Origin of the sequence: Variovorax sp. CF079, from assembly GCF_900101545.1 — a bacterium.
In the GTDB taxonomy this organism is placed as follows: domain Bacteria; phylum Pseudomonadota; class Gammaproteobacteria; order Burkholderiales; family Burkholderiaceae_C; genus Variovorax.
This window is the reverse complement of the sequence record NZ_FMZU01000018.1, coordinates 59405-81624: the sequence shown is the minus strand read 5'-3', so window position 1 is coordinate 81624 and position 22220 is coordinate 59405. Positions and strand designations below refer to the sequence as shown.

The following is a 22220-nucleotide window of genomic DNA, read 5'->3' as shown; positions in this document are numbered from 1 at the left end:
GCGGCGCGCTTCAGCGCCGCTGGCGCGGCGGCACTTCGCGGCTTCGTCTGGCCGCAGGAGGCTTCTTGGCAGGCGCTTCGGCAGCCGGCGCCGCGTCCGCTACCCCATTCGCCTCGACCACCGCGCCGGCACAGCGCGCGCCGTTCTTGTCCATGATCGACAACGCAACCTGCTTGATGCCCATCCCCAGCATGCCGATCGATTCGGCCGCGGCACGGCTCAGGTCGATGATGCGGCCCGAGGCATACGGCCCGCGGTCGTTGATGCGGACCAGCACCTCGCGCCCGTTCACCAGGCTGCGCACGCAGACGCGGGTGTTGAAGGGCAGCGTCTTGTGCGCGGCCGTCAGCTCCGTCATGTCGAAGCGCTCGCCGTTCGCGGTCTTGCGCTGGTGGAACTGGATGCCGTACCAGGAAGCGCCGCCGCGCTCGAAGATTTCGCGCGGGCCCGCGTCGCCCGGTGCGCCGTCGTCCGGCAATTCGTCGGCACCCGGCCCCGCGAGGTCATAGCGCGCCGAAGGCACCTGCGAACGCGGCGGCGCGCCGGGCGGCAGCGCGGGCTGCCGCGCCAGCGGCCGCAATCCCTGCGCGCCCTCGCCGGGCGAGGACGAGCGCGGCGTGGTGCAACCCGCCAGCCAGACGGCGGCGGCGACGAGCGCCAGCCGTCCGGCGAGGCGGCGCGACCTCATTCGTCCCAGCCCAGCCGCTCCAGCAACGCGAGCGTCGCCACCGACTGGTTCATCGTGTAGAAGTGCATCGCCGGCGCGCCGCCGCTGGCGAGGCGCGCGCAGAGCTCGGTCACCACGTCGAGACCGAAGGCCTTGATCGAGGCCATGTCGTCGCCGAAGCCCTGCAGCCGCAGCCGGATCCAGCGCGGGATCTCGGCGCCGCAGGCATCCGAGAAGCGCATCAGCTGGGTCGAGCTCGTGATCGGCATGATGCCCGGCACGATCGGCGCCGCGAGCCCCAGCTTGCGTGCCTCGTCGACGAAGCGGAAGTAGGCCTCGGGGCTGAAGAAGTACTGCGTGATCGCCGAGTCAGCGCCCGCATGCATCTTGGCCGCGAAGGCCTGCAAGTCCGCTTCGGGCGAGCGTGCCTGCGGATGCACTTCGGGATAGCAGGCGACCTCGATATGGAAATCGCGGCCGGTCTCTTCGCGGATGAAGGCGACGAGATCGCTCGCATAGTGGAACTCGCCGCCCATGCCGTAGCCGCTCGGCAGGTCGCCGCGCAGCGCGACCAGGCGCTTGACGCCCATGGCCTTGAGCTCCGCCAGCTGCTCGCGCACCGTGCTGCGTGTGGCGCCGATGCAGGAGAAATGGCAGGCGGCATCGACGCCTTCGCCGAGGATCTCGCGCACCGTGCCGAAGGTGCCCTCGTGCGTCGAGCCGCCGGCGCCGTAGGTCACCGAGCAGAACTCGGGCTGCCGCACGTAGAGCTGCTGGCGCACGGTGCGCAGCTTGGCCGCGCCTTCGGGCGTCTTCGGCGGAAAGAATTCAAAGCTCAACGGAAGGCGCACGGCCGGCTCCTGGTTCGCCGTTCGCACGAACGGCATGGATGAAGAATTCGCGGTTGCCGTCGCCGCCCGTGATCGGGCTGTCGAACCACGCTGCAACGCGCAGGCCGAGCTCCGCGCACGCCGTGCGCAGGCGCTGTTCGACCACTGCAAAAAGCGCCGCATCGCGCACGATGCCGCCCTTGCCGACCTGTCCCGGCTGCAACTCGAATTGAGGCTTGACCAGCATCAGAAGTTCACCGGCCGGTGTGAGAAACGGTATCAGCGCGGGCAGCACCAGCGTGAGCGAGATGAACGAGAGATCGCCGACGATCAGATCGAAATGCGTGTAGTCGGGCGAAGCATCGGCCCAGGCGGACGCGTCGAGCGTGCGCGCATTGACGCCTTCGACGGCGGTCACGCGCGCATCCTCGCGTATCCGTGCATGCAGCTGGCCATGGCCCACGTCCACGCCCACCACATGCGCGGCGCCGCGCTGCAGCAGGCAGTCGGTGAAGCCGCCGGTCGACTGGCCGACGTCGAGGCAGCGCTTGCCCTGCACGTCGATGCCGCTCGCAGCGAGCGCGCCTTCGAGCTTGAGCCCGCCGCGCGAGACGTAGCGCGCCTCGGCCGCATCGACGAGCTCGAGTTCGGCCGTCTCCGGCACCTCGTCGCGGTTCTTGCCGACCACGCGCCAGGTCGTGCCGTCGCGCCAGCGCAGGCCGCCCGCGATCAGCCGCACGGCCTGCGAGCGCGAGGCGGCCAGGCCGCGTTCGACGAGCAACTGATCGGCGCGCACGCGCTCCGCTCAATAGCGGTAGGTGTCCGGCTTGTAAGGGCCGTTCTTGTTCACGCCGATGTAGGCGGCCTGTTCGTCGGTCAGCTCGGTCAGCATCGCGCCGACCTTCTTCAGGTGCAGGCGCGCCACCTTCTCGTCGAGGTGCTTGGGCAGCACGTAGACCTTGCCGGCCTGGTAGGCATCGGGCTTGGTGAAGAGCTCGATCTGGGCGATGGTCTGGTTGGCGAAGGACGAGGACATCACGAAGCTCGGATGGCCCGTGCCGCAGCCCAGGTTCACGAGGCGACCCTTGGCCAGCAGAATGATCTTCTTGCCGTCCGGGAAGGTGATGTGGTCGACCTGCGGCTTGATCTCTTCCCACTCGTACTTCTCGAGCGAGGCGACGGCGATCTCGTTGTCGAAGTGGCCGATGTTGCAGACGATCGCCTGGTCCTTCATCGCGGCCATGTGCTCGTGGCGGATCACGTCGCGGTTGCCGGTGGTGGTCACGAAGATGTCGGCCTTGTCGGCGGCGTACTCCATGGTGACGACCTTGTAGCCTTCCATCGCGGCCTGCAGCGCGTTGATCGGGTCGATCTCGGTCACCCACACCTGGGCGCTCAGCGCGCGCAGGGCCTGGGCCGAGCCCTTGCCCACGTCGCCGTAACCGGCCACGCAGGCGACCTTGCCGGCGATCATCACGTCGGTGGCGCGCTTGATGCCGTCCACCAGCGATTCGCGGCAGCCGTAGAGGTTGTCGAACTTGCTCTTGGTCACCGAGTCGTTCACGTTGATGGCGCGGAACAGCAGCGTGCCCTTGGCGCTCATCTCGTTCAGGCGGTGCACGCCGGTGGTGGTCTCTTCGGTTACGCCGATGATCTCGGCCGACTTGCGCGTGTACCAGGTCGCGTCGACGGCCAGCTTGGCCTTGATCGCCGCGTAGAGGATGCGCTCCTCGTCGCTGGTCGGGTTGGCCAGCACGCTCTGGTCCTTCTCGGCCTTCTGGCCCAGGTGCATCAAGAGCGTGGCGTCGCCGCCGTCGTCAAGAATCATGTTCGGGCCTTCGCCGGCCGAGCCCTTGGGACCGAAGTCGAAGATGCGGTGGGTGTAGTCCCAGTAATCTTCGAGCGACTCGCCCTTGATCGCGAACACCGGCGTGTTGGTGGCCGCGATGGCGGCGGCGGCATGGTCTTGCGTCGAGAAGATGTTGCACGAGGCCCAGCGCACGGTGGCGCCCAGCGCCTGCAGGGTTTCGATCAGCACTGCGGTCTGGATCGTCATGTGCAGTGAGCCGGTGATGCGTGCGCCCTTCAGGGGCTGGCTCTTGGCGAATTCTTCGCGGATGGCCATCAGGCCGGGCATTTCGGTTTCCGCGATGCGGATTTCCTTGCGGCCCCAGGCGGCAAGGGAGATATCGGCGATGGCCTGGTCGGCGGTGGACTTGAGAACGGCGCTCATGTGGACTCCAAAACAAGTTTGAATGATGCCGCTGTGTTCGGGGGACGAGACTCACCGCGAGAACAGCGGGTGAGCGTGGTTGCGAAGGGGTCCGAGCCTCACGCCTGGCGGCGCTGCAACGCTCCTCGGAAGCGGCATTTTAGCGCGTGCCGCTTTTCCGTCGCCAGCGGCGATGTGCGGATCGGCCTAGACTGCAACGCCCCCCAACCGCCGCCCTCGCGGCCCCATCATCATGTTCAAAGTCAAGCTCTTTGCTGCATCGTTCGTGATTGCCTTGTCCGCCGCGGCGGCGGCGCAGGAAACCGTGCGCGTGCGCGGCGTCATCGCGCGTGCCGATGCGAATTCGCTGACCGTGAAGGACCGCAGCGGCGAAACCGTCACGATGGTGCGCCCTGCCGACATGAACGTCTCAGAAGTCATTCCGCTCACGCTGGCCGACATCAAGCCGGGCAGCTTCGTCGGCGCCGGCGCCGTGCCGCAACCCGACGGCACGCAGCGCGCCGTGGAAGTGCTTGTGTTTCCGGAGGCCGCGCGCGGGACCGGCGAAGGCTTTCGCCCCTGGGACCTGATGCCCCAGAGCACGATGACCAACGCCACAGTGGCGCAGCTCGAAGCGGCGCCGTCCTCAGCGCCGGGCGGCCACAAGCTGCTGCTCAAGTACAAGGACGGCGAGCAGACCGTCATCGTGCCGCGCGGCACGCCGGTCGTGACCTTCAAGCCGGGCAATGCGGACCAGGCGGCCCTGGTGGTGCCTGGCGCCAAGGTGGTGATCACCGCGCAGGTGAAGGAAGGCAAGCCCACCGCGCTGCGCATGCTGGTCGGGCGCAATGGCTTCACGCCGCCGATGTGACGGCTCGTTAAAATTGCGGGCTTTGCCGCCAGCAGCCCGCGCCCGTGAGCGCGCTCCGCGTTCACCCCCATGACCTTCGCCTCCGAAACCCGCCGCCGCCGCACCTTCGCGATCATTTCCCACCCCGACGCCGGCAAGACCACGCTGACCGAGAAGCTGCTGCTGTTCTCCGGCGCGATCCAGATCGCCGGTTCGGTGAAGGCGCGCAAGGCCTCGCGCCACGCCACCTCCGACTGGATGGAGATCGAGAAGCAGCGCGGCATCTCGGTGGCCAGCTCGGTGATGCAGATGCTCTACCGCGAGCACGTGATCAACCTGCTCGATACGCCGGGCCACAAGGACTTCTCCGAAGACACCTACCGCGTGCTGACCGCGGTCGACTCGGCCCTGATGGTGATCGACGCGGCCAACGGCGTCGAAGCGCAGACGCGCCGCCTGATCGAGGTCTGCCGCCAGCGCGACACGCCCATCATCACCTTCGTCAACAAGATGGACCGCGAGGTGCGCGAGCCGCTGGAGCTGCTCGACGAGATCGAGCGCGAACTCGGCATGCCCTGCGTGCCGATGACCTGGCCGGTGGGCCAGGGCAAGAGCTTCGGCGGCATCGTGAACCTGCGCACGCAGGCGATGACGGTGTTCGAGTCGGGCAGCGAACGGCTGCCGCAGGACTTCGAAGCCATGCCGCTGGCCGAGCGCGAAGCGCTGCAGAGGCGCTTCGGTCACGAGTTCGACACCGCCATGGAGAGCATGGAGCTCGCCACCGGCGCCTCGCCCACCTGGGACCGCGAGGCCTTCCTCGCCGGCAAGCAGACGCCGGTGTTCTTCGGCTCCGGCGTCAACAACTTCGGCGTGATGGAAGTGCTCGACGCGCTGGTCGACCTCGCGCCGCCGCCGCAGCCGCGCACCAGCACAACGCTGGTCAACCGGCAGCCGGTGGTCAAGGAGATCCAGCCAGAAGACAAGGACTTCGCCGGCGTCGTTTTCAAGGTGCAGGCCAACATGGACGCCAATCACCGCGACCGCATCGCCTTCGTGCGCATGGCCTCGGGCAAGTACACGCCGGGCATGAAGCTCAAGGTGCAGCGCACCGCGAAGGAGCTGCGCCCCACCAGCGTCGTGACCTTCATGAGCCAGCGCCGCGAGGCGGTGGAAGAGGCCTATGCGGGCGACATCGTCGGCTTCACCACCCACGGGGGCGTGCAGTTGGGCGACACCATCACCGACGGCGCCTCGCTGCAGTTCACCGGCCTGCCCTTCTTCGCGCCCGAGCTCTTCATGACCGTGATTCTCAAGAACCCGCTGCGCACCAAGCAGCTGCAGCAGGGCCTGGCCCAGCTCGGCGAGGAAGGCGCGATCCAGGTGTTCCGGCCCGAGGTCGGCGGGCCGATGCTGCTGGGCGCCGTGGGGCAGCTGCAGTTCGAGGTGGTGCAGCATCGCCTGAAGACCGAATACGACGCCGACGTGCGGCTGGAAGGCTGCCAGTACACCGGCGCGCGCTGGATCACGGCCGACACGCCGGCCGAGCTGCGAGCCTTCACCGACGCCTACCCGGCGCGCATGGCACTCGACGCAGCGAACACGCTGGCTTACCTCTGCACCTCACCCTACGACGTGCGGCTGGCGCAGGAGCGCTTCCCGAAGATCCATTTCCATCCGCTGCGCGAGCATGCGGGGCTTGCACTTCAAACGGCCGGTTGATGCTCCCACTGAGCGCATGGCCCACTGAAGATCGCCAGCAAATCGCAGGCGTCCTTACCGACATCGACGACACGCTGACCACCGAGGGCGCCATCACGTCCGATGCGCTGCAGGCGCTGCACGACCTGAAGGCGGCTGGCCTGCCGGTGATCGCGATCACCGGCCGCTCCGTGGGCTGGAGCGAGCCCTTCGCGCCGGTCTGGCCGGTCGATGCGATCGTTGCAGAGAACGGCGCGGTGGCGCTCGCGGCTTCACCGTCGGGTGCGCTCGACAAACGCTACCGCCAGGATACCGCGACGCGCAGCGCCAACTTCGCACGCATGCAGCAGGCCCTGGCGCGCGTCGAGCGCGAAGTGTCGGGCGCCAGGCGCGCCACCGACTCGCCGGGCCGCGAGACCGACATCGCAATCGACCACAGCGAATTCGCGCACCTGGGCGAAGCGCAGATCGCGCAGGCGGTGCAGATCATGCGCGCCGAAGGCATGAACGCGACGGTGAGCTCGATCCACATCAACGGCTGGTTCGGCGACCACAACAAGTGGGTCGGCGCCTGCTGGATCGTGCGCGAGCTCTTCGGCCGCGACCTGGGGGCCGAGCTCGATCGCTGGGTCTACGTGGGCGACTCGACCAACGACGTGCTGATGTTCGAGCGCTTCCCGCACAGCGTGGGCGTGGCCAACATCCGCCGCTTCGAGCCGCAGCTGACGACGCTGCCGCGCTACATCAGCGCCGGCGCGCGCGGCGCCGGTTTCGCGCAAGTGGCGGCCGCGCTGCTCGACATCCGCTGAAGCGGCCTAGCGACGCTGCGCCTGCGCCCAGCGGACGATGTCGGCGCTACCCATCGCGCCCGCCTGCCGCGCAATCTCGCGCCCGCCGCTGAACAGCGCCAAGGTGGGAATGCTGCGGATGCCGAAGCGCTCGCCCAGCGCTGGCACAGCTTCGGTGTCGACCTTGGCCAGGCGGAACTGCGGCTCGAGCCGGGCGGCGGCCTGCTCGAAGGCGGGTGCCATCTGGATGCAGGGGCCGCACCACGGCGCCCAGAAATCGACCAGCACCGGGATCTCGTTGCGGCCGAGATGGCGGTCGAAGGCGGCTTCGTCCAACGCCGTGGAGTGGCCGACGAACAGCGGCCGGTGGCAGTTGCCGCAGTCGGGCGCGCTCCCCAGCTGCGCACTGCGCACGCGGTTGGTCGTGTGGCAATGCGGGCAGACGACGTGCAGCGATTCGGTCACGGGGCGCTCACTGCGGCTTGGCGAGCCCCAGCTTCTCGATCAATGCCTTCTCGCGCGTGAAGGTGGTCTGGGCGAACTTCGTGTAGTCGGCCGAGCTCATGTAGATGGGCAGCATGTCGTAGCGGCCCAGCGATGCGACGTAGCTGGGCTCTTCCATCGCCTGCTTGAAGGCGTCGTGCAGCTTCTTCACCACCTCGGGCGGCGTACTCTTGGGCGCGCCGATGCCGAAGGGCGAGTTCTGCACGATGTCCAGGCCCAGCTCCTTCAGCGTCGGCGCATCGGGGAACTTGGCCAGTCGCTTTTCGCCCCAGGTGTTGAGCACGCGCAGTTTGCCTGCCTCCACCTGCGGCGCGAAGCCGGTGCTGTCGGCCGCAGCCATCAGCTGGCCGCTGAGCACGGCGAGCATCAGGTCGGCGCTGCCCTTGTAGGGCACGTGCTGCAGCTCGATGCCGGCCTTCTGCGCGATCAGCTCGGTCGTGAGGTGGGGGCTGGTCAGGTTGCCGGTCGAGCCATAGGTCAGCCTGCCGGGATTGGCCTTGGCATAGGCGACGAAGTCCTTCCATGTCTTGAACGGACTGTCGGCCGGTACGACGATGCCGAAGGCGTAGCCGGTGACGTTGATGACGTAGCTGATGTCCTTGACCGGGTCCCAGTTGATCTTGGTCGTGTAGGGCAGGCGGAACACGCCGAGCGGGATCTGGGCGATGGTGTAGCCGTCGGCAGGCGCGGTCTGCAGCGCCTGCGCGGGCAGCGTGCCGCCGGCGCCGGGCTTGTTCTCGACCACGACCTGCTGGCCGATGATCTTCGAGGCGTTCTCAGCCAGCTGCCGCATCGTGATGTCGGTCGGGCCGCCCGCGGGGAAGGCAATCACCAGCTTGATGGGCCTGCTCGGGAAGGCCTGCGCATGGGCGGCGGTGGCCGCGAAGCCGAGCAGGGCGAGGCACAAGAGAGAACGACGAAACATGAGGCGGGCTCCGGATTGCAGGGGCAGCCATTTGGCAGCGCGCGCCTCGCGAGGGCAATCGGGTTTCACCCCGGGGCGCGTCGCGCAGGCGTCAGCGCCGCCGTTCAGCCGGCGCGCTGCATGAAGCCGTCGAGCACATTGACCGCGTTGGTACCGACCTCGGCGACCGCATAGCCGCCCTCGAACACGAACACGGTCGGCAGGCCGGCGTGCGCCAAGTCTTCGCCGATGCGCAGGTAGTCGGGCGTGGCGAGCTTGAAGCCGGCGATCGGATCGCCCTCGAAGGTATCGAGCCCGAGCGACACGACCAGCGCGCCCGCCCGGAAGTCCACGATGCCGCGCAGCGCGCTCTGCAGCGCCTCGCGCCAGCGCGCGAAGCCGGTGCCGCGCGCAAGCGGCAGGTTGCGGTTGAAACCCAGCCCCGCGCCCACGCCCTCTTCGTCCGCATAGCCCAGGTAGTAGGGGTACTCGGTGTGCGGGTCGCCGTGGATGCTGGTGAACTGTACGTCGGCGCGCTCGTAGAAGATGGCTTGCGTGCCGTTGCCGTGGTGGTAGTCGATGTCCAGCACCGCGACCCGTTCGACGCCGGCGTCGCGCAGCGCCTGCGCCGCGATCGCCGCGTTGTTGAGGAAGCAGTAGCCGCCGAAGAAGTCGGCGCCCGCGTGATGGCCCGGCGGACGCGTGAGCGCGAAGGCGGCGCGCTCGCCGCGCAGCACATGCGCCGCGGCGGAGAGCGCACAGCCGGCACCGGCCCGCGCCGCCGTCCAGGTGCCTGCAGTGAGCGGCGAGCCCGAGTCGTACGAGAACAAGCCCAGGCGCGCCGGGAAGCTCGCCGGCAGCACGTCGGAGCGAAAGCTACGGATCGGCCAGTACGACGGCAGCGCATCGCGGGCCGCATTGGCAGGATCTAGCGCGACCCATTCGTCCCAGGCGCCTGCAAGGAATTCGAGGTAGCGCGGCGCATGGACGCGCGCGATGGCCGCGTCGTCGAACTCGGCAGGGCCTTCGATCGGGCCGAGCCCACGCTCCTTCAGTTCCCGCAGCACGTAGTCCGCACGCGCCGGCACCTCGAAGCAGGGCACCAGCTCGCCGCGGAACATCTCCACCTTGCCGTGGTGCAGCACGTGCTGGTCGTTGTAGACGGTGAGCATCAGGCTTCCTTGCGCGCCCGGACCGGCACGGCCGGCTGCACCGGCACAGGTGGCACAGGCAGCTTCAGCACTTCATGCCGGCCGGCCCCGCGCGCCAGCACCGGCGCCAGCGCCACGCCGGTGTGCGTACGCAGCTTCACCACCTCCTCGGGCGGCGCCGCGGCGACCACGCGCCCGCCGCCGTTGCCGCCTTCGGGGCCGAGGTCGATCAGCCAGTCGGCCTCGGCGATCACGTCGAGGTCGTGCTCGATCACCACCACGCTGTGGCCGCCGTTCACCAGCCGATGCAGCACGTGGATCAGCTTCTCGACATCGGCCATGTGCAGGCCGACGGTCGGCTCGTCGAGCACGTAGAGCGTGTGCGGCGCCTTGTTGCCGCGGCGCGTGACATCGTCGCGCACCTTGCTGAGCTCGGTCACGAGCTTGATGCGCTGGGCCTCGCCGCCGGAAAGCGTCGGCGAAGGCTGGCCCAGCGTGAGGTAGCCGAGCCCCACGTCCTTGAGCAGCTGCAGCGGATGGCTGATGTTGGGCATGGCGGCGAAGAACTCGACCGCCTCGTCGACCTCCATCTGCAGCACATCGCCGATGCTCTTGCCGCGCCAGCTCACGGCCAGTGTCTCGGGATTGAAGCGCGCGCCGTGGCAGACCTCGCAAGGCACCTTGACGTCGGGCAGGAAGCTCATCTCGATGGTGCGCACGCCGGCGCCATCGCAGCCAGGGCAGCGGCCTTCTCCGGTGTTGAAGCTGAAGCGCGCCGGCCCGTAGCCGCGCGCCTTGGCCTCCAGCGTGTCGGCGAAGAGCTTGCGGATGGTGTCCCAGAAGCCGATGTAGGTGGCCGGGCAGCTGCGCGGCGTCTTGCCGATCGGCGTCTGGTCGACCTCCAGCACGCGGTCGATGGTCTCGTAGCCCTCGACGCCCTTGCAGCCCGCCCAGGCCGGGCGCTTGCCTGCGGCGTCGGCATCGCGGCCGGCCTTGGTCATGCGCTGGACCACGACCGCGTACACGTTGGCCAGCAGCACGTCGCGCGCCAGCGTCGACTTGCCGGAGCCGCTGACGCCCGTCACCGCGACCAGCCGATGCAGCGGCAGCGAGACCGTGACTTCCTGCAGGTTGTGCAGGTCGGCGCCGCGCACGCTGAGCCAGCCGGGCGCGCCGGGCTCGGGCGCCGGCACCGGACGGCGCGGCTGCAGCGGATGCTTGATCGCATCGCGCAGATAACGCCCGGTCTGCGAATCGCCCGCGCGCTCGAGGTCGGCGACCGAGCCCTCGGCGACCAGCCGGCCGCCGCGCTTGCCGGCGCTGGGGCCGATGTCGATGATGTGGTCGGCGCGGCGGATGGTGTCCTCGTCGTGCTCCACCACCACCAGCGTGTTGCCCTTGTCGCCCAGCTTGTGCAGTGCGTCCAGCAGGATCTGGTTGTCGCGCGCGTGCAGGCCGATGGTGGGCTCGTCGAGCACGTAGCACACGCCCTGCAGATTGCTGCCGAGCTGCGCCGCGAGGCGGATGCGCTGCGCCTCGCCGCCGGAAAGCGTCGGCGCGCCGCGGTCGAGCGTGAGGTAGCCGAGGCCCACCTCTTCGAGGAATTCGAGGCGGCTCTTGATCTCCGGCACCAGGTCGCGCGCGATTTCCGCCTGGCGACCGGTCAATGCCAGTTGCTCGAACCAGATGCGGATGTCGGTGACGCTCATGCGCGCGAGCTGGGTGATGCCGATACCGCCCTCACCCCAGCCCTCTCCCGCAAGCGGGAGAGGGAGCAGTGCGGGCTTCGGCTCCCTCTCCCCGCTGGGGAGAGGGTTGGGGTGAGGGGCACGCCCGCCGCCAAACAATACCGCCCGCGCCGTCGCATTCAGCCGCGTCCCCTCGCAAGTCGGGCACACCACGTCGCCCACGTCCTCGGCCTCGGGCTCCGCAAAGGTCTGCTCGCGCCCCTTCTGATCGTCGGCCATCACCGAGTCGTCGTAGACCTTGCGCTGTTCCTTGGTGAGCTTGACGCCGGTGCCCACGCAGTCGGGGCACCAGCCGTGCTTGCTGTTGTAGGAGAAGAGGCGTGGATCGAGCTCCGCATAGCTGGTGCTACAGACCGGACAGGCGCGCAGCGTGGAGAACACGTGCGTGCGGCCGATGCCGCCGGTCGGCGCGTTGGCCATCATGGCGCCGCGCAGGCCGGTGAGATCGCTCAGCACCTGCACCACGCCCTTGCCGTGTTCGAGCGCCTTGGCCAGCGCCTGGCGCAGTGCGGTCTCTTCCGAAGGCAGCACATCGAGGCTGGCCACCGGCAGCTCGATGCTGTGCTCCTTGAAGCGGTCGATGCGAGGAAAACCGGTGGTGGGCAGGAACTCGCCGTCCACCCGCAGGTGCGTGTAGCCGCGCGGGCGCGCCCAGTCGGCCAGCTCGGTGTAGACGCCCTTGCGGTTGCTCACCAGCGGCGCCAGCAGGCCGATGTGCTGGCCCTTGAAGTTCTTGAGCAGTTGCGCCGCGATGCTGTCGGGCGTCTGCGGCTGGACCGCGGCGCCGTCGTGGATGCAGTGCTGGATGCCGAGCTTGACGTAGAGCAGGCGCAGGAAGTGCCAGACCTCGGTGGTGGTGCCCACGGTGCTCTTGCGGCCGCCGCGCGAGAGGCGCTGCTCGATCGCGACCGTCGGCGGAATGCCGTAGACCGCATCCACCTCCGGCCGGCCGGCCGGCTGCACGATGCTGCGCGCATAGGCGTTGAGCGATTCGAGGTACCGGCGCTGGCCCTCGTTGAAGAGGATGTCGAAAGCCAACGTGGACTTGCCCGAGCCGCTGACGCCGGTGACCACGCTGAACTTGCCGCGCGGGATGTCGACCGACAGGTTCTTGAGGTTGTGCTCGCGCGCGTTGACGATCTGGACCGCGTCGCGGCCGGACGCCGGCTTCGCGCGCGCCGCATAAGAGCGCGCCGCCCGCTCCGCCACCTTGTAGGCGCCGGGACCGACGGCCAGGTCGTAGTCGAGCAGCGCGGCGCCGGTGAACGAGGCGCGGTTCTCGCGCACCTGCTCGGGCGTGCCGACCGCCACCACCTGGCCGCCGCCCTCGCCGCCCTCGGGGCCGAGGTCGATCAGCCAGTCGCTGGCGCGGATGACGTCGAGGTTGTGCTCGATCACCACCAGCGAATGGCCGGCGTCGAGCAGCTTGCGCAGCGCGCGCATCAGGCGCGCGATGTCGTCGAAGTGCAGGCCGGTGGTCGGCTCGTCGAACAGGAACAGCGTGCCCTTGCGCGCCAGCGGCTGCTTGCTGGCGCTGCCGTTCTTGGCCGCCTCGGCGAGGAAGCCGGCGAGCTTGAGGCGCTGGGCTTCGCCGCCGCTGAGCGTGGGCACGGGCTGGCCGAGCTTGACGTAGTCCAGGCCCACGTCGGCGATCGGCTGCAGCACGCGCAGCACCTCGCGGTCGTTCGTGAAGATGGCGGCGGCCTCGGCCACCGTGAGCTCGAGCACGTCGGCCACGTTGAAGCTGCGCTCCGCGCGCTCGATCCTCACCTCCAGGATCTCGGGCCGGTAGCGCTTGCCGTCGCAGTCGGGGCAGCGCAGGTACACGTCGGAGAGGAACTGCATCTCCACGTGCTCGAAGCCCGAGCCACCGCAGGTCGGGCAGCGCCCGTCGCCGCTGTTGAAGCTGAACTTCGATGCGGTGTAGCCGCGCTGGCGCGAGAGCGCCGCGGTGGCAAAGATCTCGCGGATCGCGTCCCAGGCGCCGACGTAGCTCGCGGGATTGGAGCGCGCCGTCTTGCCGATCGGCGACTGGTCGACGAAGACCACGTCGCTCAAATGATCGGCGCCGAGCATGCGGTCGTGCGCGCCGGGCGATTCGGTCGCCTTGCCGAAGTGGCGCATCAGCGCGGGCGCCAGCACGTCCTGGATCAGGGTCGACTTGCCCGAGCCGCTGACGCCGGTGATGCAGACCAGCCGCGAGAGCGGCAGCTCGACCGTGATGTTCTGCAGGTTGTGCTCGCGCACGCCTTCGAGGATGAGGCGCGGCGTGTTCTCGCTCACCATGCGGCGGAAGCCCATGCCGATCTGCTTGCGCCCGCCGAGGTACTGGCCGGTCAGCGTCTCGGCGTCGCGCAGGGCGTCGGTGCTGCCGTCGAACACGATCTGCCCGCCGCGCACGCCGGGGCCGGGGCCCATGTCGATCACGCGGTCGGCGGCCAGCATCACGGCCGGGTCGTGCTCCACCACCACCAGCGTGTTGCCGGCGTCGCGCAGGCGCAGCATGGCCTCGGTGATGCGGTTCATGTCGCGCGGATGCAGGCCGATGCTGGGCTCGTCGAGCACGAACAGCGTGTTGACCAGCGAGGTGCCGAGCGCGGTCGTGAGGTTGATGCGCTGCACCTCGCCGCCGCTGAGCGTGCGGCTCTGACGGTCGAGCGTGAGGTAGCCGATGCCGACGTCGTGCAGGTAGCGCAGCCGCGTGGTGATTTCCTCGAAGAGCAGCTTGAGCGCTTGCACGTCGCCGTCGCTGACGGTGCTGCTGTTGCCATGGCTCTCGATGCCGTCGAACAGGCGCCGCAGCCGCTCGATCGGCAGCAGCATCAGGTCATGCAGGCACAACCCCGGCAGCGCCTCCAGCTGCTCGCGCGGCCACTTCACGCCGACCGGCATGAAGCGCTTCGAGGGTTCGAGCACCGCGTCGGCATCTTCCTTCGTGCCGATACGCCACAACAGGCTATCGAGCTTGAGACGCGCGCCCGCGCAAGTCGGGCACGGCGTATAGCTGCGGTACTTGGACAAGAGCACGCGGATGTGCATCTTGTAGGCCTTGCTCTCCAGGTAGCCGAAGAAGCGGCGCACGCCATACCACTGCTGGTTCCACTTGCCCTTCCAGTTCGGCGAGCCCTCGATCACCCAGGCCTGCTGCTCGGGCGTGAGCTTGTTCCACGGCGTGTCGCGCGGAATGCCGGCCGCCTCGGCATGGCGCATCAGGTCGTCCTGCGCTTCCTTCCAGGCCGGCGTCTGGATGGTCTTGATGGCGCCGGCGCGCAGCGTGAGCTTGTCGTTCGGAATCACGAGGCCGAGGTCGACGCCGATCACGCGGCCGAAGCCGCGGCACATCTCGCAGGCGCCCACGGCCGAGTTGAAGGAGAACATCGACGGGATCGGGTCGCCGTAGCGGATGTCGCTTTCGGGGCAGTGCAGGCCGGTCGAGAATTTCCAGATCTCCGGCGCCGCACCTTCGTCTGCGGACAGCGCGTAGACCGTGAGCCGCCCGCTGCCGCGCTTGAGCGCGACCTCGATCGCCTCGATCACCCGCGCTCTTTCCGCGCCGGCCATGCGGAAGCGATCGGCCACCACGTCCAGCACCTTGCGCGGCCCGGTCGGCGTGGCAATCTCGCGCTCGCTCTGCACGCGCGTGAAGCCGCTGGCCGACAGCCACTGCGTGACCTCATCGGCCGTGGTGCCGGCCGGCAGTTCGACCGGGAAGGTCAGCACCACGCGCGGATCGCCGGCCGCGGCCGCGCGCGAAGCAAGCTCGGCATAGATGGTGTCAGGCGAGTCGTGGCGCACCGGCAGCGCGGTCTCGCGGTCGAACAGCTGGGCTGCGCGCGCGAACAGCAGCTTGAGGTGATCGTTGAGCTCGGTCATCGTGCCGACGGTCGAGCGCGAGGAACGCACGGGGTTCGTCTGATCGATCGCGATGGCGGGCGGCACGCCCTCCACCTTGTCGACCGCCGGTTTGTCCATGCGGTCGAGAAACTGCCGTGCATAGGCCGAGAAGGTCTCGACATAGCGGCGCTGGCCCTCGGCATAGAGCGTGTCGAACACCAGGCTCGATTTGCCCGAACCGCTCGGGCCGGTCACCACCGTCATCTCGCCGGTGCGAATGTCGAGGTCGAGGTTTTGGAGATTGTGCTGGCGTGCACCGCGAATCCGGATGGAGCCCTGTGTCATGAGTGCCTTGGGGGTGGGGCAGACATTCTAGGAAGCCGGCGCGGGCTTCGTGCAAAGCTGCACATGGCCGGTCGAGAGGCAGGGGTTTTCCCGAATGAGGGCTAAGCGACATTTGGTAACAAATAGTGCCCTTGCCTTTCTCCGCTCCCACTCCTCTCTAAGGATCCTCCATGAACAAGATGCGCGTGCTTTGCACAGCCGTCGTGCTGGCGCTCGGCACCATGAGCGCTTCGGCGCAGATCCTGATCGGCCAGACGGCCGGCATGACGGGCTCGGTCGCCGCCAGCGTCAACGAGACGATCGCCGGCGCGCAGCTGGTGATCGATGCGGCCAATGCTCAGGGCGGCATCGGCGGCGAAAAGATCGAGGTGCTGCGCATGGACGACGGCTTCGACGTCAAGCGGACGAGCGAGAACGCACGCGTGCTGATCGAGGAAAAGAAGGTGGTGGCGCTGTTCATGAGCCGCGGCACGCCGCATTCGCAGGCCATCATCCCGTGGCTCGACAAGAACGACGTGGCACTGATCGGCCCCTCCACCGGCGCCATGGTGCTGCACAAGCCGGTGCAGAAGCACGTGTTCAACGTGCGCTCGACCTACCAGCGCGAGGCAGAGAAGGCCGTGGCGCACCTGCTCACCATCGGCGTGAGCCGGATTGCGGTGGTGCATGTGACCGACTCCTTCGGCCAGGACGCGCTCGAAGGTGCCATGAACGGCTTCAACAAGGCCAAGGCGACGCCGGCCGCGACGGTGACGGCCGACCGCGACAAGCCCGACTACGCGGCCATCGTGCCGAAGATCACGGCCGCCAATGCGCAGGCCGTGGTGTGGATCGGCTCCGGCACCGCGGTGGTCGAAGGCGTCAAGGCGCTGCGCGCGGCGGGCTCGGCGGCCCAGGTCGTCACGCTGTCCAACAACGCCTCATCGGGCTTCATCAAGCAACTTGGCGAAGCGAGCCGCGGCGTGATCGTGGCGCAGGTGTTCCCCAACGAACGCTCGATCGGCCATCCGATGGTCAAGGAAGCGCTGGCGCTGGCGCGCGCCAAGGGGCAGAACGAGCTTTCGCCGGCCGCCCTGGAAGGCTTCGCCTCGGCCAAGGTGCTGGTCGAGGCGCTGCGCCGCGCCGGCCCGAAGCCGACCCGCGCCAAGGTGCTCGCCGCGCTGGAGAGCATCCGCAACCTCGACCTGGGCGGCGGCCTGGAGGTGAGCTACTCGCCGCAGGACCACTCGGGGATCGATTTCGCCGATCTGTCCATCATCAGCGACGGAAAGTTCAAACGCTGAAGCCGCTTACTTCGGCGCGCTGGCCGCCGGCGCGGCCGGCTCCGGCGCATGCATCGTGTCGCCGCCGTGCTTCTCACCCGACATGTCGACCTTGTCCCCCGCTTGCATGATCACGAACAGGGCAATGGCGGCGAAGATGACGAAGCCGACGGCGAGTTTCCACATGGGTTGAGTCTCCTGAATGTTCAAGAAAAGGGCCTCGTGCCGTTCCGGCGCGAAGCCCCTTTGTTGAACAGAGGGCCGGAGCCCTCCGATTTCAGTCGTTGGCGTAGATGTCGACGTCTTTCGTCTCGCGGATGAAGAGCGTGCCGATGACCAGGGTCATGGCGGCAATCACGATCGGATACCACAAGCCGTTGAACATGTTGCCGGTGCTGGCCACGATCGCGAAGGAGATGGGCGGCAGCAGACCGCCGAACCAGCCGTTGCCGATGTGGTACGGCAGGCTCATCGAGGTGTAGCGAATGCGTGTCGGGAACAGTTCCACCAGCATGGCGGCGATCGGGCCGTAGACCATCGTGACCAGGATCACGAGGTAGGTCAGGATGGCGACGATCACCACCTTGTTCATCTTGGCGGGGTCGGCCTTGGACGGGTAGCCCGCGGCCTTCAGGTCATCGCCGATGCTCTTCTTGAACGCTGCGATGCTCTTGGTGGAGGCCTCGTCGAACTTCGAGCTCACCACGGTGCCGGTCGGCGCTTCGACGGTCTTGTCGCCGATCTTGACGATCGCCTTCGAGCCCGGCGCACCTGCGACGTTCTCGTAGCTCACCGAGTTCTGCGCCAGGTAGCGCTTGGCAATGTCGCACGAGCTTCTGAAGTCGATTTCGCGCGCGACCGGATTGCCCTGGAAGGAGCAGGTCGCGGGATCGGCGGTCACCGTCACGGCTGCGGTCGCCTGCGCCCTGGCCAGGTCCGGGTTGGCCGCTTCGGCCAGCATCTTGAAGACCGGGAAGTAGGTGACGACGGCCAGCAGGCAGCCGGCCATGATGATGGGCTTGCGGCCGATCTTGTCGGACAGCGTGCCGAACACCACGAAGAAGGGCGTGCCGATCAGGAGCGATGCGGCAATCATCAGGTTGGCCGTGATGCCGTCCACCTTGAGCTGCTGCGTCAGGAAGAAGAGCGCATAGAACTGGCCCGAGTACCAGACCACGGCCTGGCCGGCAGTGAGGCCGACGAGTGCCAGGATCACGATCTTGAGGTTCTTCCACTGCCCGAAGGATTCGGTCAGCGGCGCCTTCGAGGTCTTGCCCTCGGCCTTCATCTTCTGGAAGGCCGGCGACTCGGAGAGCGAGAGCCGGATCCACACCGAGATGGCCAGCAGCGCGATCGAGACCAGGAACGGAATGCGCCAGCCCCAGTCGCTGAAGGCCTGTTCGCCGATCCAGGTGCGCACACCGAGGATGACCAGCAAGCTCAGGAACAGGCCCAGCGTGGCCGTGGTCTGGATCCACGAGGTGTAGGCGCCGCGCTTGCCGTGCGGCGAGTGCTCGGCCACGTAGGTGGCAGCACCGCCGTACTCGCCGCCGAGCGCGAGGCCTTGCAGCATGCGCAGCGCAATCAGGATCACCGGCGCCGCGACGCCGATGGTCGCGTAGCTGGGCAGCAGGCCGACGATGAAGGTCGACAGGCCCATGATCAGGATGGTCACCAGGAAGGTGTACTTGCGCCCGATCATGTCGCCGAGACGGCCGAACACGATGGCGCCGAAGGGCCGCACCAGGAAGCCCGCCGCGAAGGCCAAGAGCGCGAAGATGAAGGCCGCGCCCGCATCCAGGCCGCTGAAGAACTGCTTGGCGATGATCGCCGCGAGCGAACCGTAGAGATAGAAGTCGTACCACTCGAACACGGTGCCGAGCGAAGAGGCGAAGATGACTTTCTTCTCCTCCGAGGACATGGGCCGGGGTACGGGCATCGGCCTTCCCCGTGAATCAAGTGTGGCTGCCATTTGGTCGTCTCCTAGGAATTCGGCCCACGGCGTGGGACCTAGGGCGATTCTTGGGGCGGCGACTGACCCAGGGCTTTCGCCAAACTGAATCGATGCTGACGGTTTAAGGTGAAACCCGAAGCGTACGTTTCAGCTTGTAAGAAACTCAGCGATTGCGGCGCAGCAGCGAAGGCCTTTGGTCGGCGCCGTCCCACTGCGGGCCTGCGAACCAGGCATCGCCGGCGAGGTAGGCGCGCAGCATCACGAGGCCGTCGAAGCCCCAGAACAGGCGCCCGTCGACCGCGTAAGCCGGCACGCCGAACACGCCGCTTGCCACGGCTTCGTCGGTGTTGGTTTTGAGCTGGGCCTTGACTTCGTCGCCTGCGCCGTCGCGCACCTGCTTCAAGCGCGCGGCGAGCGCGGCCAAACGCGTGGCATCGCTCGCTTCGCCGCCGCCCTGCCAGACGTCACGGAAGATGGTTTCGGCCACATGGCGGTTGATGTCGCCGTCCGGCGTGGTGGCCAGCGCGAGGCGCAGATGCGGCAGCGGGTTGTAGGGGTGCGAAGCCGGCATCTCGATCGCGATGCCGTTCGCTTGACCCAGCCACAGCACATGGCGGTAGGTCCAGGCTCGCTTGGCGGGGACCTCGGCCGGGCCGAGCTGGCCATGGTGCTTGAGCAGCGCGCCGAGCAGCACCGGCCGGTAGGCCACGCTGTAGCTCAGCCCCTCGAGCGCCCGCGGCAGATGCTCGAAGGCCAGGTAGGCGTAGGGCGAGATGAAGTCGAGATGGAAAGTGATGTGCTTCATGGGCATTCCGCTTCGTCGGGGTGGGCCGCCTTGCGCTCTTCGATGCGCAGCCAGACGGCCTCTTTGGCCGCGTCGTCCATGCGGCTCCAGCCCGCGATCTCCTCGAGCGTACGGAAGCAGCCCTCGCACAGCCCGCTCTGTGCATTCATGCGGCACACCGAGGTGCAAGGCGATGGAACGGCTTGCGCGGACATCGAGCTCACACCACGTCCGCGACCGGTGCGCCGGTCAACCCTTCGAGATCGTGCGGGCGCAGCCGCACCACCGCATGCGGATGGCCGGCCGCGGCCCAGACGTCCTCGAAGCGGAACAGCTCGCGGTCGATCAGCATGACCGGCGGCATGGCGTGCGCGAAGGGCGAGACGCCGCCGATCGAGAAGCCTGTTGTGCTCTTGACGAAATCGGCGTCGGCACGGCCCAGCTTGCCGACCAGCGCCTCCACCTTCTTCTCGTCCACGCGCTTGTCGCCCGAGGTCACGACCAGCACCGCCGTGTCGTCGCTCTTGCGGCGGAACACGATGCTCTTGGCGATCTGCCCCACTGCGATGCCCAGCGCATCGGCCGCCTGCTGCGCCGTGCGGCAGGCATCGTCGAGCATCTGCGGCGCGTGGGGATGGCCCCTGTCCTGCAGCAGGCGCGCGACGCGCTGGACGCCATCTGGAAGCGAAGTCAGTTCAGCGCCGCACATCAATTGGCCCTCTTGATGCGGATGGCCTTCGACACCCGCGAGTTCGGCTCGCGCCCCAGCGCCTCGTTGATGTAGACGCCGGCATCGATCAGCAGATCGAGTTCGATGCCGGTCGCGATATCCATGCCGTGCAGCATGTAGACCACATCCTCGGTCGCGACATTGCCGGTCGCGCCCTTGGCAAAAGGACAGCCGCCGAGCCCGCCCACCGAGGTATCGAACTGCCACACGCCCATCTCCAGGCTCGCGAGCGTGTTGGAGAGCGCCTGGCCGTAGGTGTCGTGGTAGTGGCCGGAGACATCGTCCACGCCGTAGTGCTTCAGCGTCACCTCGAGCGCGCGCTGCACCTTCACCGGCGTGCCGACGCCGATGGTGTCGGCCACGCCGACGTGCTGCACGCCGATGTTCTTCATGAGCCCGGCCAGCATGTCGACGCGCGAGGGCGCAATCTCGCCCTCGTAGGGGCAGCCCACCGTGCACGACATCGCGCCGCGCACGTAGATGCCCTTCTCGCGCGCCGCCTCGACGACTGGCCGGAAGCGCTCGATGCTCTCGGCGATCGAGCAGTTGATGTTCTTCTGGCTGAAGGCTTCGCTGGCGGCGCCGAAGACCACGATCTCGTCGGGCCATTCCTCGCGCGGCGCCGCGATCGCGGCCTCGAAGCCCTTCATGTTCGGCGTCAGCACCGAGTAGCGCACGCCCGGCTTGCGGCGGAGGCCGTGCATGACTTCGGCGTTGTCGGCCATCTGCGGCACCCACTTGGGACTCACGAAGCTGGTGACCTCGATCTCCTTCAGGCCGGCGTCCTGAAGGCGGTGCACCAGGCCGATCTTGATCTCGGCCGATACCGGCTGCTTTTCGTTCTGCAGGCCGTCGCGCGGACCGACGTCGACGATCTTGACTTTGGATGGAAGTTTCATACTTGCCTCTCGTGGAGCGAATCAGTATCCGCGCTCACGCCCGACCACGCCCGCAATGGGCTCTCCCTTCTCGACCGCCCGGATCTTGTCGGCGATCTGGGCGATCGAGGCCTCGCGCACGGTGCGCGCGGAACCGTGCGGCGTCACCGTGATCTTCGGATGGCGCCAGAAGGGATGCTCGGTGGGAAGCGGCTCGACCTCGAACACGTCGAGCGTGGCGCCGGCCAGCTGGCCGCTGTCGAGCAGCGGTATCAGGTCGGACTCCACCAGGTGCGCGCCGCGCGCCACGTTGATCAAGTAGCCGCCCGGCCCGCCGCCGTTCAGGCGCGACAGGTTCTCGCGGTTCAGGATGCCGCGCGTCGCCTCCGTCAGCGGCAGCAGGTTGACCAGCACGCGGCTCGCGCCCAGGAAGGCGTTGAACTCCGCCTCGCCGGCAAAACAGCGCAGGCCCTCGATGGCCTTGGGCGAACGGCTCCAGCCGTTGACCGGGAACTCGAACTGCGCAACAGCCTTCGCGACGCGCTCGCCCAGTACGCCGAGCCCCATCACGCCGACTGCGAAGTCCTCGCGCTCGCGCGGCTTGCGGAAACTCCAGCGGCCTTCGCGCGCGTCGGCCTCGTAGATGTCGAACTCGCGGAAATGCCGGATCAGCGCATGGCAGACGTACTCGGCCATCTGCACCGACATGCCGGCATCGTCGAGCCGCACCACCTGGGCTTCGGGCGGCAGCTTCAGCTTGAGCAGCGCATCGACGCCGGCGCCGATGTTGAAGATGCCGCGCAGCTTCGGCTGCTCGTCGATGAAGGCTTGCGGCGGTGCCCAGACCACGGCGTGGTCGGCTTGTGGCGTGCCGGGGCGCCAGTTCTCCACAACGGCTTCGGGCAGTGCAGCGCGCAGACCCTCGATCCATGCATCGGGGCGGTTGTCGGTGAGGCAGACGGTGATTCGCATTTGGAGGATTTTCGCTGTTCCGCATTCCATCCCCGTTCGCACTGAGCTTGGCCTGTCCTGAGCTTGTCGAAGGGCCGAAGTGCCGCCCCCGGCTTCGACAGGCTCAACC

At 68.0% G+C, this 22220-nt stretch carries 19 protein-coding genes and 1 riboswitch; of the genes, 4 read left to right on the top strand and 15 right to left on the bottom strand.

Annotated elements, in window-relative coordinates; genetic code table 11:
* Positions 1-10 precede the first annotated feature (10 nt).
* From BLS74_RS23215 to ahcY, 4 genes are read right to left on the bottom strand one after another with little or no spacing between them, the layout of a single operon-like run.
* Positions 11-688 carry a septal ring lytic transglycosylase RlpA family protein gene (locus tag BLS74_RS23215; RefSeq protein WP_093109513.1) on the bottom strand — a complete coding sequence of 226 codons (678 nt, stop codon included), beginning with the start codon at positions 686-688 and terminating at the stop codon, positions 11-13.
* Complete coding sequence (gene metF, locus BLS74_RS23210) at positions 685-1518, bottom strand: methylenetetrahydrofolate reductase [NAD(P)H] (RefSeq protein ID WP_093109604.1); 834 nt, start codon at positions 1516-1518, stop codon at positions 685-687. Before metF ends, BLS74_RS23215 begins: the two co-directional genes overlap by 4 nt.
* Positions 1496-2293: a TlyA family RNA methyltransferase gene (locus BLS74_RS23205; RefSeq protein ID WP_093109512.1), complete on the bottom strand. Its 798-nt coding sequence runs from the start codon at positions 2291-2293 to the stop codon at positions 1496-1498. Before BLS74_RS23205 ends, metF begins: the two co-directional genes overlap by 23 nt.
* Positions 2294-2302: 9 nt before the next feature.
* Positions 2303-3730, bottom strand: coding sequence for an adenosylhomocysteinase (gene ahcY, locus BLS74_RS23200; RefSeq protein WP_093109511.1), 1428 nt, complete (start codon positions 3728-3730; stop codon positions 2303-2305).
* 64 nt (positions 3731-3794) lie between these two features.
* A riboswitch (S-adenosyl-L-homocysteine riboswitch) is annotated at positions 3795-3862 on the bottom strand.
* A gap of 100 nt (positions 3863-3962) precedes the next feature.
* Between ahcY and BLS74_RS23195 the strand changes: the two genes are divergently transcribed.
* The 3 genes from BLS74_RS23195 to BLS74_RS23185 all read left to right on the top strand — a co-directional run bounded on the left by BLS74_RS23195 (position 3963) and on the right by BLS74_RS23185 (position 7066).
* Positions 3963-4580, top strand: a complete 618-nt coding sequence (locus BLS74_RS23195) for a hypothetical protein (protein ID WP_093109510.1) — start codon at positions 3963-3965, stop codon at positions 4578-4580.
* Between the two features lie 69 nt (positions 4581-4649).
* Positions 4650-6278 carry a peptide chain release factor 3 gene (locus BLS74_RS23190; protein ID WP_093109509.1) on the top strand — a complete coding sequence of 543 codons (1629 nt, stop codon included), beginning with the start codon at positions 4650-4652 and terminating at the stop codon, positions 6276-6278.
* Positions 6278-7066: an HAD-IIB family hydrolase gene (locus tag BLS74_RS23185; RefSeq protein WP_093109508.1), complete on the top strand. Its 789-nt coding sequence runs from the start codon at positions 6278-6280 to the stop codon at positions 7064-7066. Before BLS74_RS23190 ends, BLS74_RS23185 begins: the two co-directional genes overlap by 1 nt.
* A 6-nt stretch (positions 7067-7072) precedes the next feature.
* Here BLS74_RS23185 and trxC read toward each other — a convergent pair whose 3' ends face one another.
* The 4 genes from trxC to uvrA form a co-directional block, all read right to left on the bottom strand.
* Positions 7073-7510: a thioredoxin TrxC gene (gene trxC / locus BLS74_RS23180; RefSeq protein ID WP_093109507.1), complete on the bottom strand. Its 438-nt coding sequence runs from the start codon at positions 7508-7510 to the stop codon at positions 7073-7075.
* 7 nt (positions 7511-7517) lie between these two features.
* Positions 7518-8474, bottom strand: a complete 957-nt coding sequence (locus BLS74_RS23175; RefSeq protein WP_093109506.1) for a tripartite tricarboxylate transporter substrate binding protein — start codon at positions 8472-8474, stop codon at positions 7518-7520.
* A gap of 104 nt (positions 8475-8578) precedes the next feature.
* Entirely contained in the window at positions 8579-9625 is a 1047-nt protein-coding gene (locus BLS74_RS23170) for a histone deacetylase family protein (protein WP_093109505.1), read from the bottom strand.
* Positions 9625-15531 carry an excinuclease ABC subunit UvrA gene (gene uvrA, locus BLS74_RS23165; RefSeq protein WP_244503972.1) on the bottom strand — a complete coding sequence of 1969 codons (5907 nt, stop codon included), beginning with the start codon at positions 15529-15531 and terminating at the stop codon, positions 9625-9627. The genes BLS74_RS23170 and uvrA overlap by 1 nt, the downstream gene beginning before the upstream one ends.
* A gap of 170 nt (positions 15532-15701) precedes the next feature.
* On the opposite strand from uvrA, the gene BLS74_RS23160 reads away from it, so the two are divergent.
* Positions 15702-16814 (top strand): ABC transporter substrate-binding protein, encoded by a 1113-nt coding sequence (locus BLS74_RS23160; protein WP_093109504.1) that lies wholly within the window; start codon positions 15702-15704, stop codon positions 16812-16814.
* A gap of 6 nt (positions 16815-16820) precedes the next feature.
* Here BLS74_RS23160 and BLS74_RS34515 read toward each other — a convergent pair whose 3' ends face one another.
* The 7 genes from BLS74_RS34515 to BLS74_RS23130 form a co-directional block, all read right to left on the bottom strand.
* Positions 16821-16979: a hypothetical protein gene (locus tag BLS74_RS34515; protein WP_170855687.1), complete on the bottom strand. Its 159-nt coding sequence runs from the start codon at positions 16977-16979 to the stop codon at positions 16821-16823.
* A 91-nt stretch (positions 16980-17070) separates the two neighbouring features.
* Positions 17071-18765 (bottom strand): MFS transporter, encoded by a 1695-nt coding sequence (locus tag BLS74_RS23155; protein ID WP_093109503.1) that lies wholly within the window; start codon positions 18763-18765, stop codon positions 17071-17073.
* A gap of 145 nt (positions 18766-18910) precedes the next feature.
* Positions 18911-19552, bottom strand: coding sequence for a 2-hydroxychromene-2-carboxylate isomerase (locus tag BLS74_RS23150; RefSeq protein ID WP_093109603.1), 642 nt, complete (start codon positions 19550-19552; stop codon positions 18911-18913).
* Entirely contained in the window at positions 19549-19746 is a 198-nt protein-coding gene (locus tag BLS74_RS23145) for a DUF1289 domain-containing protein (protein ID WP_093109602.1), read from the bottom strand. The genes BLS74_RS23150 and BLS74_RS23145 overlap by 4 nt, the downstream gene beginning before the upstream one ends.
* Before the next feature lie 5 nt (positions 19747-19751).
* A complete protein-coding gene (locus tag BLS74_RS23140; RefSeq protein ID WP_093109502.1) occupies positions 19752-20240 on the bottom strand; it encodes a YbaK/EbsC family protein in 489 nt (162 codons plus the stop codon).
* On the bottom strand, positions 20240-21160 hold the full coding sequence (locus tag BLS74_RS23135; protein WP_093109501.1) for a hydroxymethylglutaryl-CoA lyase: 921 nt from the start codon (positions 21158-21160) through the stop codon (positions 20240-20242). Before BLS74_RS23135 ends, BLS74_RS23140 begins: the two co-directional genes overlap by 1 nt.
* A gap of 21 nt (positions 21161-21181) precedes the next feature.
* On the bottom strand, positions 21182-22111 hold the full coding sequence (locus tag BLS74_RS23130; RefSeq protein WP_093109500.1) for a 2-hydroxyacid dehydrogenase: 930 nt from the start codon (positions 22109-22111) through the stop codon (positions 21182-21184).
* Positions 22112-22220: the final 109 nt, after the last annotated feature.

Bases quoted from the DNA above. Each gene is read 5' to 3' on its own strand.
- ahcY (WP_093109511.1), bottom strand. From the start codon at position 3,730: ATGAGCGCCGTTCTCAAGTCCACCGCCGACCAGGCCATCGCCGATATC.
- BLS74_RS23170 (WP_093109505.1), bottom strand. From the start codon at position 9,625: ATGCTCACCGTCTACAACGACCAGCACGTGCTGCACCACGGCAAGGTG.
- BLS74_RS23185 (WP_093109508.1), top strand. From the start codon at position 6,278: ATGCTCCCACTGAGCGCATGGCCCACTGAAGATCGCCAGCAAATCGCA.
- BLS74_RS23150 (WP_093109603.1), bottom strand. From the start codon at position 19,552: ATGAAGCACATCACTTTCCATCTCGACTTCATCTCGCCCTACGCCTAC.
- BLS74_RS23140 (WP_093109502.1), bottom strand. From the start codon at position 20,240: ATGTGCGGCGCTGAACTGACTTCGCTTCCAGATGGCGTCCAGCGCGTC.
- BLS74_RS23175 (WP_093109506.1), bottom strand. From the start codon at position 8,474: ATGTTTCGTCGTTCTCTCTTGTGCCTCGCCCTGCTCGGCTTCGCGGCC.
- BLS74_RS23155 (WP_093109503.1), bottom strand. From the start codon at position 18,765: ATGGCAGCCACACTTGATTCACGGGGAAGGCCGATGCCCGTACCCCGG.
- BLS74_RS23190 (WP_093109509.1), top strand. From the start codon at position 4,650: ATGACCTTCGCCTCCGAAACCCGCCGCCGCCGCACCTTCGCGATCATT.
- BLS74_RS23195 (WP_093109510.1), top strand. From the start codon at position 3,963: ATGTTCAAAGTCAAGCTCTTTGCTGCATCGTTCGTGATTGCCTTGTCC.
- BLS74_RS23130 (WP_093109500.1), bottom strand. From the start codon at position 22,111: ATGCGAATCACCGTCTGCCTCACCGACAACCGCCCCGATGCATGGATC.
- BLS74_RS23145 (WP_093109602.1), bottom strand. From the start codon at position 19,746: ATGTCCGCGCAAGCCGTTCCATCGCCTTGCACCTCGGTGTGCCGCATG.
- BLS74_RS23160 (WP_093109504.1), top strand. From the start codon at position 15,702: ATGAACAAGATGCGCGTGCTTTGCACAGCCGTCGTGCTGGCGCTCGGC.
- uvrA (WP_244503972.1), bottom strand. From the start codon at position 15,531: ATGACACAGGGCTCCATCCGGATTCGCGGTGCACGCCAGCACAATCTC.
- BLS74_RS34515 (WP_170855687.1), bottom strand. From the start codon at position 16,979: ATGTGGAAACTCGCCGTCGGCTTCGTCATCTTCGCCGCCATTGCCCTG.
- BLS74_RS23135 (WP_093109501.1), bottom strand. From the start codon at position 21,160: ATGAAACTTCCATCCAAAGTCAAGATCGTCGACGTCGGTCCGCGCGAC.
- BLS74_RS23215 (WP_093109513.1), bottom strand. From the start codon at position 688: ATGAGGTCGCGCCGCCTCGCCGGACGGCTGGCGCTCGTCGCCGCCGCC.